This window comes from Aeromonas sp. 600527 (genome assembly GCF_049175415.1).
Lineage (GTDB): Bacteria > Pseudomonadota > Gammaproteobacteria > Enterobacterales > Aeromonadaceae > Aeromonas > Aeromonas veronii_A.
Window position 1 is genome coordinate 99033 of sequence record NZ_JAAKVA010000004.1, and the last position, 11494, is coordinate 110526.

Consider the following 11494-nt stretch of genomic DNA (forward strand, 5'->3'; position numbering starts at 1 on the left):
TGCGCCCGTTGGCTAAATTTAAGACGATTGGTAGTTCTTCCATGCTGAAATGGCTCGTTCGCCTGTTTATTGTCATGATGCTGGGTGCTGTGCTGGGTGTTGCCAGCCTCATCGGTATCTACTTCTATATAAAACCCCAACTGCCCGATGTCACCGCACTGCGTGATGTCAAACTGGCAACCCCGATGCGGGTCTACAGCAGAGATGGGGAGTTGATCGCCCAATATGGCGAAATCCGTCGCATTCCGTTGCGCCTGGATGAAATCCCCCAGCCAATGATCGATGCAGTACTGGCAACCGAAGATGCCCGCTTCTATGAACACCCTGGCATTGACCCCATCGGCATCATTCGCGCAGCCTCCGTCTGGGCCGTATCTGGCCATGCCCGTCAGGGCGCGAGTACCATCACCCAGCAGGTTGCCCGCAACTTCTTCCTGAGTAATGAGAAAACCATCATCCGCAAGATCAAGGAGGTCTTTCTGGCCTGGCGGATCGAGCAGAATCTCTCGAAAGACGAGATCCTCGAACTCTACCTCAACAAGATCCCTCTCGGTTATCGCTCCTTCGGGATCGGTGCTGCGGCTCAGGTTTATTTTGGTAAAGAGGTCAAGGATCTGGGGCTGGACGAGATCGCCATCATTGCCGGTCTGCCCAAAGCCCCCTCCATGCTCAACCCCATCCGCTCCCCCGAACGCGCCTTTGCTCGCCGCAACGTTGTGCTGGGCCGGATGCTGGAGACCGGCAAGATCACCCAGGCCCAATTTGACGAAGCCTCCAAAATGCCGATCAAGGCCCGTTTTCACGGCGCCGAAGTGACCCTGCACGCCCCCTATCTGGGGGAAATGGTTCGCCAGAAGATGGTCGAGCAGTTCGGTGAAGATGCCTACACCATGGGCCTGCACGTCTATACTACCGTCTCTGCCGAACGCCAGCGGGCGGCCAGACAGGCGCTGCTGGATGGCGTCTTTGCCTACGATATGCGTCACGGCTATCGTGGCCCGACGGCTCAGTTGTGGAAGGCTGGTGAGTCAGCCTGGGATTACGAACAGATCGTGGCCCACCTTGGCAAGCAGCCCACTTATGATCCGCTGATGGCGGCGGTCGTGACCAAGCTCGGTGACCGGAGCGCAACGCTGGTACTGAAAAATGGCAAGGAAGCAGAGCTCGGCTGGAACGGCATTAAATGGGCCCGCTCCTTTATTACCGACGACCGTCAGAGCTATGCCCCGAAATCGGCGCGCGATGTACTAAAAGTCGGCGCCCAGATCTGGGTGCGGGAAGAGGGCGAAGAGTTGCTGCTGTCCCAAATCCCGGACGTCAACGCCGCGCTGGTTGCCATGAATCCGAAAAATGGGGCACTGGAAGCACTGGTCGGGGGGTTCAGCTTTGAGCTCTCCAAATTCAACCGGGTCGATCAAGCTCGTCGCCAGATTGGTTCCAATATCAAGCCTTTCCTTTATGCGACCGCGCTGGAGCACGGCTATACCTTGGCGTCGCTCATCAACGATGCGCCGATCAACCAGTGGGATCCGTCAAAAGGGCCCATGTGGCAGCCCAAGAACTCCCCGGCCGTTTATGATGGTCCCACCCCGCTGCGTCTGGGTCTGGCCAAGTCCAAGAACGTGATGTCGGTTCGACTGATGCGCGCCATCGGTCTGGATACCTATATAGATGGTCTGACCCGCTTTGGCTTCCCTCGCGACTTCATCTCTCCCCATGAGTCGCTGGCACTGGGCGCTGCCGAATTCACCCCCCTCGAGGTGGTACGTGGTTACTCGGTACTGGCCAACGGTGGCTTCCTGGTGACACCATATTTCATCGACAAAGTGACCGACAGCCTGGAGAACACCCTCTATCAGGCCAATCCCGCCATCGCCTGCAGCAATTGCGAACAGCAGACGGCGTCCGAACAGAGCACACAGTCACAGCCAACTGTTGATGGCACAGCACAAGATGGCTCTCAGACTCCTCTCGCACCGCTCATAGCCCCGCATACCATAAGTGCCCAGAGCGCATTCCTGATCACCGACACCCTGAGCACAGCCATCTGGGGTGGCAACGGCTGGCGTGGTACCGGCTGGCGTGCAGCCCGCGACCTGAAGCGTCACGACATCTCCGGTAAAACCGGTACCACCAACGAATCGCGGGATGCCTGGTTCTCCGGCTACACCCCGGACATAGTCGCTACTTCCTGGATCGGTTTTGACAACCACCAACGTGGCCTTGGTCGTGCCGAATTTGGTGGTGGCGCCGCACAGCCTATCTGGATCGACTTCATGAAAGTCGCTCTCAAAAAGCTACCGGAGCACAAGATGCCGGTTCCCGAGGGGATCATGACGGTGAAGATTGACAGCGAAACAGGCCTGCTGGCGACCAGTGGTGGCACCGACGAATACTTCAAGGAAGGTACTGAGCCGACCCGTTACGCTGCGCCCAGCTCGGACGGCAATCAGGTCTACGGCGGCGACAACCCAGATATGGAAGGGCCTGTCTCTACCGACGATATCTTCTAGGTCGCTTTTGCGGCAGAAGCAGAACCGGCAGCCTTGGCTGCCGGTTTTTTATTGGGCCAACTGCTTGCGCATCAATGTAGTGATCGTGGCCGCCAACTCGTTGAAACAAGGGCGACGCACCGAGTAGTGGCGATAGAGCAGCGAGATAGTCCGCCCTGGCACCGGGTCGACCACGGGTCGATAACTGACTCCTCCCTCATCATGATCGGCAGGTACGGCCAGCTTTGGTACCAGAGTCATGCCGCTACCGGCAGCTACCATGTTGCGCAGGGTCTCGAGACTGGTACCCTTGAAGCGCTGATCTTCACCTATCCCACCAGCAAAACAGAATCCCATCGCCTGATCCCGCAAACAGTGGCCATCGGCCAGCATCAGCAATTTCTTGCCCTTGAGATTGCCGAGCGGCACCTGTCTGGCCTGTGCTTCGGGGTGATGGCAAGGCACCGCCAACCACATCGGCTCGTGGTAGAGCTGGATTGAACCAAACCCCTCCATCCCCGGCATCTCGGCCAGAATGATGCAATCCAGCTCCCCCTCTTCCAGCCGCTTGAGCAGGGTCTGGGTTTGCTCCTCATAGAGGTAGAACTCCAGCTGGGGGAAACGCTCACGCAGGGCCTGGATAATGCGGGGCAACAGATAAGGGCCCACAGTCGGAATAAAGCCGATATGGATCTCCCCGGACATCGGCTCGGAAAAATGCTGGCCGATGCTCTTGAGCTCACGCACCTCCTTGAGCACCCGACGCGCCTGATGAGCCATGGCATCGCCAGCCGGGGTAAACAGCACCTTGCGCGAGGTACGTTCGATCAGAATGACACCGAGTTCATCCTCCAGCTTGCGCAGCTGACCACTCAGGGTAGGTTGACTGACAAAGCAGCGTTCGGCGGCTTTGCGAAAATGTTTTTCCTCATCCAGCGCCACCAGATATTCGAGATCGCGAAGATTCATACAGCAAGAGTCCTGCCTGGAAAATGGGCCATCAGCATGCACAATATCACCCGGCGGAACAAGTCATCGGCTCGCTCTGGCCCTCGGAAATAACAAAGCCCGATCACCTCGCGGCAATCGGGCTGTTTGACTCGACAAGGGATTACACCCTGAAACGGCGCACCATATCCTGCAACTGGCTGGCCAAATGGTTCAACTCGTTGCAAGCTTGAGCCATCTGGGTGGCACCGGCCGCCACCTCTTCGGAGGCGTGGCTGATATTGACCACGTTGCGGTTGAGCTCCTCACTCACCGCCCCCTGCTCTTCGGTGGCTGTCGCAATCTGGATATTCATGTGGGAGATGCTGCTGACCGAGCCACTGATCTGGGAAATGGACTCTCCCGCCTCCCGAGCGGTAGCTACAGTGGTGTTCATCAGCTCCTGACTCTGTTGCATGGTACTGCCCGCCTGTTCGGCACGCTGCTGCAACTCGGCAATGATGGTATTGATCTGGGAGGTGGAGTCCTGAGTGCGCTTGGCCAGCGTACGCACCTCATCAGCCACCACCGCAAACCCCCGTCCCTGCTCACCGGCACGGGCCGCTTCAATGGCCGCGTTCAATGCCAGCAGGTTGGTCTGTTCGGCAATGCCGCGGATCACCTCCAGCACCATGCCGATATTGCGGCTATCATCGCCCAGTTGCCGGATCACCACTGCAGTGCTCTCGATGGCCCCTGCCACCCGCTCGATGCGCAAAATAGAGTCATTAACAGTCTTGGCCCCAATCTCTGCGGTTTCGCTGGCCGAGGTGGCGGCACTGGCGGCATCGCTGGTGTTGCGAGAAACCTCCTGCACCGTGGCCTGCATCTCGTTCATCGCGGTTGCCAGCTGATTAAGTTCATGCTGCTGGGCACTCATGTTGGCCGCTGACTGCCTTGCTACCGAGCTCATCTCTTCGGTGGCCGAACTCAGTTGCACCACTGAGCCCGAGACTTCACTGACCAGGGTGCGCAAATTGGTCTGCATCTCGCCAAACCCTTTGGCAAGGGTGCCCAGTTCATCATTGTTGAACTGCTGCATATCGATGCGGGATGTAAGATCGCCGGAGGAGACACGGCGAGTCTGCTCCAGAAGGGCCATCACCGGATTGCGGATCTGGGCGGTCAACAGCCAGGCAATCACCACCACAAAACCCAGCGTCACTAGGCTGACAATAATGCTCATGGTTCTGGCATTGCTATACATGGCCGCAATGTCTTTCACCATCTCATCGGCAATCTCGTTATTGATCTCCCGCAAACGATAAGACTTGGCACCAACCTCTTCCAATGCGGCACGAGTCTCGTTTTTGCGCAGACTTCTGACTTTATCCAGATCGCCAGCAGCAAAGGCATTTAGCAGCTGGTCATGCACCGAAAAATACTTGGCCCCCGCCGCAACCACCTGCTCATAAACCTGCTTCTCTTCACCAGTAGTGAAAGGTAAAGCACCATATTTTTGGGCTGCTTGCTCAAATTCCTGCTTGGCCTTATTGAAGGTCAGGGTGCGATCGCTTACCTCTTGCTCATCCTTGTTCAGGCCACCGATGACCTGGGCCAACTCTGAACGACGCGCATCCAGCACGGCAACATGCATCTGGCTCGCCAGACGAGTAGAAGGCAGTAAATTACCCGTGATGGTTTCGGTATCACCATAGAGCTTTGCCAGCTGGCTGATTGAAAACCAGGCCAAGCCCAGTACCAACAAGGCCAGGATGGCAAATCCGGCACTCAGTTTCTGGCCGATGGACATGTTTTTGAACATATAAGGGCTTCCTTGAAATGAGTCTTCACTCCCGCAACATCCACCGGGAATGGTCATATAGAGCATAGCCTGCACCCGGAAAACAGAAGGATTTCATACCGTTTCTGTGATTGTTTACCTATCGGCCCTGGACACCTTTCCTGAAGCGGTCTCGTGTTCAAATAACAGCCATCATGTCATTAGAGCCAGCAGATGCGTGCTCAGAGCATCCGGCTCCCCCATAAAATCGGCAACCCGTACAGGCGTGACCCGCCCCTTGTGCATCAGCCCAAGGGTAGGATAACCCTGACCACCCAGCCATTTCATCCAGCCCTGGCTATCTGCCAGATGTTGCAGCAAGGGGGCCTGCAGATAAGCTTGCTGGAATGCCTCCGCTGCAATCCCCTGCTCTGCCGCCAGCCTGGCAAGAAACGCCGGCTCACCAATCCAGCTCCCTTCCCTATAGTGGGATTGTTGGATCCGGTGCAACATGGCCAGCCCATCGCCCCCCAATGTCGTGACGGCCAAGACCGCGCGGATCGGCGGCTCGGAGTCCAGCAGAGCCCCTTCCCGCAGCAGCAGTTCGTTGAAGTAGCGCTCGCCAAAATGCTGACCGGTCAGCGCTTCGATCCGCTGATCATGGGGGCGCACATAATCACGCAATGCCTCGCCCATCGGCTGACGGCGACTACCCAGCCAGAGACCGCCCGCATGCAGCTCGATCTCGAGCCCGTCAATGGTGGCTGCCGCCTGCAACAGGGGGGCGGCACCGTAGCACCAGCCACAGAGCGGGTCATAGACATAATGGAGGATGGTTTGTGGTTCGCTCATCTTCATTCTCGCTTCAATCTCGGATAAAAAAACGGGCCCTGAGGCCCGGTAAAAAAACACAGGGAGAGCAGGCTCAGTGGCTTACCACTTCATCTCGCCGGTATTGACCTTGGCACCGATGGCCAGACCATCGTCAACCGGCAGTGCCGGATAGGCCTTCTTCAGGGCCTCAATCAGCTCGCCGGAATTTTTTGCCTTGGCCAGCTCCAGCTCGAAACGCTCTACATAGTCACGGGTAAAGGTCACAGCAGCAGTGCCTTTGGGCGCAGTGCCCAGGAAGTGGCCCGGTACTACACGTTCGGGTTTCAGGGCCAGCAGGTTGTCCAGCGCCTTGACCCAGTTGCTGCGGGCCGCTTTGGTCTGGCTGTCGGCCATCCAGACATGCACCCCGTGGTAAACCGGCACACCACCAAAAGCAGTCTTGATGGAAGGGGCCCAGAGGTAGGCATTCGGGGTGTTCATCTCTTTGATTTCAATCTTCTCGCCATCCAGCGTCAGGTGACTGGCCGTCATCACTTGCGGCACGGTCAGGCTCTTCGGTGCCCCCTTGCCGAGGATCGGGCTCCAGTAGTTCAGCTTGGCATCCTTGGTCTGGTTGATGTGGTCAACCACATGCTGGTCGGCCAGCACCTTGACATCCGGGAACGCAGCCATGACCGGCTCCAGACCGAAGTAGAAGTCGGGGTCACCGGCACTGATATAGACAGTGGTCAGCTTCTTGCCGCTCTTCTTGATCATGTCGACCAGCGCCTGACCATTTTGTACGTCGAACTGGGCATCGATCAGGATGGCCTCTTTGTCACCGGTCACCAGTGAGGAGGAGACCGGGAAGATCGCCTTCTCGCCAGGGTTATAGACGGTCACGCTCAGGGGGGCTGCCAGTGCGGCGCCACTCAGCAGGGTGGTCGCCAGAGTCAGGTTGCGGATCAGGGTGTTGTTCATCATCTATTCCTCATTAAGTATTCGGGGGTTCATTTGATGGACAGAGTGTATTGGATCACATAAGGTGCAAATACAGCATAAAAAGCACATCACTGTTGCACTTATCGAACATATAGAGAGCCATACATGGATCGACTGACCGCATTGCGGGTCTTCGTCAGCGTAGTCGAACAGGGGAGCCTGAGCGGCGCCGGAGAGAAACTGGATATGTCGCGCGCCATGGTGTCACGCTATCTGGCCGAGCTGGAGAGCTGGATGGGCGCTCGCCTGCTGCACCGCACCACCCGTCGTCTGAGCCTGACCGGGCCGGGAGAGGAAGCGCTGAACCGGGCCCGCGCCATGCTGGCCCTCGGCGAAGAAATGGAGCAGATCACCATGAAGGGAGATGACGCCCCCAAGGGACAACTGCGGATCACCAGCAGCTACTCCCTGTCAGAAGCGCTGCTGGTCGGGGCTGCCAACGACTATCTGGCGCAATACCCGGGGACGGCCATCGACATTCTGCTGCTCGACAGAACCGTCAATCTGGTAGAGGAGCGGATCGATCTGGCGGTGCGCATCACCAACGACCTCGACCCCAATCTGGTGGCGCGCCGTCTCGGCACCTGCCACTCGGTAGTCTGTGCCAGCCCGGCCTATCTGGCCCGTCATCCGATGCCACACAAGGTGCAGGATTTGGCGCTGCACAACTGCCTCACCTACACCTACTTCGGCAAGAGCCTGTGGGAGTTTAATGGACCGGACGGTCCCGAGTCAGTGCCGGTCAGCGGTAACCTGAGCGCCAATATCTCCAACCTGCTGCTGGAAGCAACGCTGGAAGGCGCAGGGATCAGCCTGCAGCCACGCTACTCGGCCCAACCCTATCTGGAGCGCGGAGAACTGGTGCCCCTGCTGACCGACTGGCAGCCCAAGCGCCTCGGGGTCTACGGGGTGTATGCTACCCGCAAACAGATGTCGCCACTGCTGCGCAGCTTCCTCGATTTTCTGCTAGCCCGCATGGCGGCGGATCCCATCTGGCAGGAGTAAGCACACCTCAAACCCGACCATGAAGAGAAGGGGCCGCTGCGTGCCCCTTCTTCATTCCGATCCCTTGATCAGGCTTCAAATCCGAATGGTTCTGAGTGAGGCGCTTCCTGCTGCGCACTCTCGTCCAGGAAAATATCCCGATAAGCCACATAGATGGAGTAGTTGAGCGCCGGGATCACCACCAGCAGACCCACCAGCAGCAGCGCCGCGCCAAACAGCAGCAACATGGCTGAGAGCAGCCCCCACCAGAAGAAGGGCCACATATTGCGCCAGCAGCCGAAGAAGCTCAGACGCACCGCCTGGATGATGCCGATATCGTGGTGGTAGATCAGCGCAGGAGCAAAGGTGACCCCCATCAGCACGGGAATGATGAGCAGCATTCCCACCAGCAACACCAGCAGCAGTTGTTGCAACTGGCTGGCAGAGACCACCATGCTCTCGGGATCCTGCGTCAACAGCGGGAGCAGCCCCCACACGGAGAGCAGACCGAGACAGACGAGGCCAACCAGGCTGAACAGCAGCAACACCAGCAGACCGCCGAGCATCAGCGGGGTCAACTTGTGGCGAAAACCGGCGAAGAGATCGGCAAACTGCAGCGGCTCCCCCCGATAACCCCGAGCGGCGACCGCCACCCAACCCGCGCCCCACACCATGTAGAGCAGCTGGGAGATAAGGCCCCCCGCCGGCAGTTGCTCCAGCAGCATGCCCACCATAAACCAGACCAGCACCATGGCTACGCTGATCCCCATCCCCTTGTTGAAGATATCGAACCCGCTGCGAACCCAGAGCCAGCCACGACCTGTCGTGTATCGGGCCGGTGTGGTGCGCAAAGGGGGTAATCCGTTCATATCGTCTCCTCGGAGTGTCGGTGGCATAAGTGCCGGAAGCCGATTCTAGAGCCAGGGCGGGGGCGACTCAATGGCGAAGCAACCCGAGCACGACATAAAACCTGACGCAACTATGCACAAAAGGGGCATCAGCCACGCCCCGCCACTGGCTGCCCCGACCATAACGAGGCACAATCTGCCCCCTTCCCCAGCCGCGCCTGTCGTGGCCTACGTGTCGTGATCACCCTTTAGTGATCGATGAATACCGGACAGGGGGTTGTCATCCCGCCATCCCGGGCGCTTTAACATCGAGTGGTATCGTCATGAGAGTTGTGTGTTGTCTGTTGTTGTTACTGGCCAGCCAGTCGGCCTTGGCCGAGGGTTTTATCAGTCGCCTGCTCAACCATCCGGTACCAGGTGGCGTTGCGGTGATCCCTCTTGGCGCGTCACCCACTGCCCCCACGGCCCGCTATCACGACAAGCCCGTGCTGGTAGTGCGCGAAGACAACCAGTGGATCGCCATCGTCGGCATCTCTCTGAAAAGCACGCCCGGCGCCCAGCAACTGACCACAGGTGATGGCCGTACTCTCGGCTTCACCGTGACCCCCAAGCACTACCGCGAGCAGCATATCAAGCTCAAGAACAGCCGTCAGGTCAATCCGCTCGCCGAGGATATGACCCGCATCAACCGAGAGCTGGCGGAGCAGACCCGGGCTTACCAGACCTTCAGCCCCAACCAGCCGAGCAACCTGCTGTTCGACAAGCCGGTCAACGGCCCCCTCTCCAGCCCGTTTGGCCTGCGTCGTTTCTTCAATGGCGAGGAGCGCAATCCCCACTCCGGCCTCGACTTCGCCGTGGACGCCGGCACCCCGATCAAGTCCCCCGCCGCCGGCAAGGTGATCCTGATCGGCAACTACTTCTTCAATGGCAATACCGTCTTTGTCGACCACGGTCAGGGGCTCATCAGCATGTTCTGCCACATGTCGAAGATCGATGTGAAGCTCGGCCAGAGCCTGCCGCGTGGCGGCATCGTCGGGCGAGTCGGTTCGACCGGCCGCGCTACCGGCCCCCATATGCACTGGAACGTCAGCCTCAACGACACCCGGGTCGATCCCGCCATCTTTATCGGTGCCTTCAAGCCCTGAATCGGCAGAGCCCGTTAACAAAACATCCTCTAACAAAACAGGCAGCCCATGGCTGCCTGTCTGCTATCTGCACGTCGAACCTGATTACCTATCCGGCCAGCGCGTGGGCGCCGGACTCCCGACGCATCGCCCGCCACATCACCAACACCAGCAATGAGCTGCACGTTGGCAATGCCAGCCAGACCCCGGGCACGCCCCACAGGGTCGAGAATCCCCACAAGAAACCGCCGATCAGCACCAGCTTGCCACCAGTGAGCAGGGAGGCGATGCGAGCCCGATTGATGGCCTGGAAGTAGGTGGCCCCCACCAGCAGCAAGCCCTCCATCGGCAGCCCCCAGAAGTAGAGCCAGATCCCGAGGCTCGCCACCGGCAGCAGGGTGGCGTTGTCGCCGGCAAACAGATAGACCGCCGCCTCCGGCCACAGATAAAGCGGGAACATGGCGCACAGGGCGATCCCCAACGTCACTCCGAGTGCCAGGTTGCGGATCCGCAGCACCCGCCGCCAGTGACCGGCTCCTGCGTTGAAGCTGGCGATGGGCTGGATACCCATGGCGATCCCCTCGAACACCAGATAGAAGAAGGCCTCGGTGTAACTGATCACCCCGTAGGCCGCCACATGCAGCGAAGTGCCGACCGCCAGCAACGCCTTGTTGTGCAGCGCCAGCACTACCGAGAGATAGAGGTACATCAGAAAACTGGAGCCCCCGAGGCGCACCGTCTCGCCCATCAGCCGCAGATCGGGGCGCAAGGTGTCCCAACTTATCCGCAGCTGGCTACGCGGTGTGAAGAAGTGCCACAGGCAAGCAAGGCCCGTCACTGCCTGGGAGAGCATGGTGGCCGTCGCCACCCCGGCCAGTCCGAACGGAAACACCACCATCAACAGATAGTCGAGCAGCACGTTGAGCAGCCCCCCGACTACCATGATGAGGGTGACAAATCCGGGGCGCCCATCGTTGCGCAGCAGCGAGCTGAACGCCATCGACAGCACCGCAAAGACGCCAAGCCAGGCGTAGGCCTGCAGGTAGGAGAGCCCGGCGGTGAAGATCTCCCCCTCCGCCCCCATCCAGGCCAGCATGGGCTCGCCATAGCGGATCCCGATAAAACTGAGCAGTGCCGAGGCCAGCAACACCATCACCAGCGCATTTCCGACGATATGGCGGGCTTTGGCCGGGTTGCCCTGCCCCAGATAGAAGGAGACCAGCGACGAGGCCCCCATGCCGATCAGCGCCCCCACCGCATAGAGCACGGCGCAGATGGGATAAGCCAGCATCAAACCGGCCATGCCATCCTGACCCAGCACATGGCCAACGAAGATGCCATCGATGGTGACATAGATGCCGGTGATCAGCATGGCCGCCACGGTCGGGGTTACGTAACGCCAGAAAAGGCGAGATAGCGGGGCTGTGCCCAGATCAACAGCTGACATATTCGACTCGGTGGAGAGAAAGCGGCCGGGATCATAGCGAAACGGCAGCACGACTTCCTGTTATTTGTGTTATG

At 59.0% G+C, this 11494-nt stretch carries 9 protein-coding genes; 3 read left to right on the plus strand and 6 right to left on the minus strand.

Features of this window, described 5'->3' with window-relative positions; all coding sequences use genetic code 11:
- Window positions 1-41: 41 nt before the first annotated feature.
- Entirely contained in the window at window positions 42-2513 is a 2472-nt protein-coding gene (locus tag G5154_RS07545) for a penicillin-binding protein 1A (protein WP_005347929.1), read from the plus strand.
- Window positions 2514-2561: 48 nt separating this feature from the next.
- Here G5154_RS07545 and oxyR read toward each other — a convergent pair whose 3' ends face one another.
- The 4 genes from oxyR to G5154_RS07565 all read right to left on the minus strand — a co-directional run bounded on the left by oxyR (window position 2562) and on the right by G5154_RS07565 (window position 6996).
- The gene (gene oxyR / locus G5154_RS07550; RefSeq protein WP_421250658.1) at window positions 2562-3461 is read right to left on the minus strand and encodes a DNA-binding transcriptional regulator OxyR; all 900 of its coding nucleotides are present in this window, start codon (window positions 3459-3461) and stop codon (window positions 2562-2564) included.
- Between the two features lie 142 nt (window positions 3462-3603).
- Entirely contained in the window at window positions 3604-5244 is a 1641-nt protein-coding gene (locus G5154_RS07555) for a methyl-accepting chemotaxis protein (protein WP_337072439.1), read from the minus strand.
- Between the two features lie 171 nt (window positions 5245-5415).
- The gene (locus G5154_RS07560; protein WP_227342104.1) at window positions 5416-6060 is read right to left on the minus strand and encodes a DsbA family protein; all 645 of its coding nucleotides are present in this window, start codon (window positions 6058-6060) and stop codon (window positions 5416-5418) included.
- 75 nt (window positions 6061-6135) lie between these two features.
- Window positions 6136-6996 carry a Vmh family MBL fold metallo-hydrolase gene (locus G5154_RS07565; protein ID WP_227343009.1) on the minus strand — a complete coding sequence of 287 codons (861 nt, stop codon included), beginning with the start codon at window positions 6994-6996 and terminating at the stop codon, window positions 6136-6138.
- A gap of 126 nt (window positions 6997-7122) precedes the next feature.
- On the opposite strand from G5154_RS07565, the gene G5154_RS07570 reads away from it, so the two are divergent.
- Window positions 7123-8022 carry a LysR family transcriptional regulator gene (locus tag G5154_RS07570; RefSeq protein ID WP_421250659.1) on the plus strand — a complete coding sequence of 300 codons (900 nt, stop codon included), beginning with the start codon at window positions 7123-7125 and terminating at the stop codon, window positions 8020-8022.
- A gap of 68 nt (window positions 8023-8090) precedes the next feature.
- Here the strand turns inward: G5154_RS07570 and G5154_RS07575 are convergent, their stop codons facing one another.
- Entirely contained in the window at window positions 8091-8870 is a 780-nt protein-coding gene (locus G5154_RS07575; protein WP_227342102.1) for a BPSS1780 family membrane protein, read from the minus strand.
- A gap of 302 nt (window positions 8871-9172) precedes the next feature.
- Between G5154_RS07575 and G5154_RS07580 the strand changes: the two genes are divergently transcribed.
- Complete coding sequence (locus G5154_RS07580; RefSeq protein WP_216978206.1) at window positions 9173-9994, plus strand: peptidoglycan DD-metalloendopeptidase family protein; 822 nt, start codon at window positions 9173-9175, stop codon at window positions 9992-9994.
- Window positions 9995-10082: 88 nt separating this feature from the next.
- Here G5154_RS07580 and G5154_RS07585 read toward each other — a convergent pair whose 3' ends face one another.
- The gene (locus G5154_RS07585) at window positions 10083-11420 is read right to left on the minus strand and encodes an MATE family efflux transporter (RefSeq protein ID WP_421250660.1); all 1338 of its coding nucleotides are present in this window, start codon (window positions 11418-11420) and stop codon (window positions 10083-10085) included.
- Window positions 11421-11494: the final 74 nt, after the last annotated feature.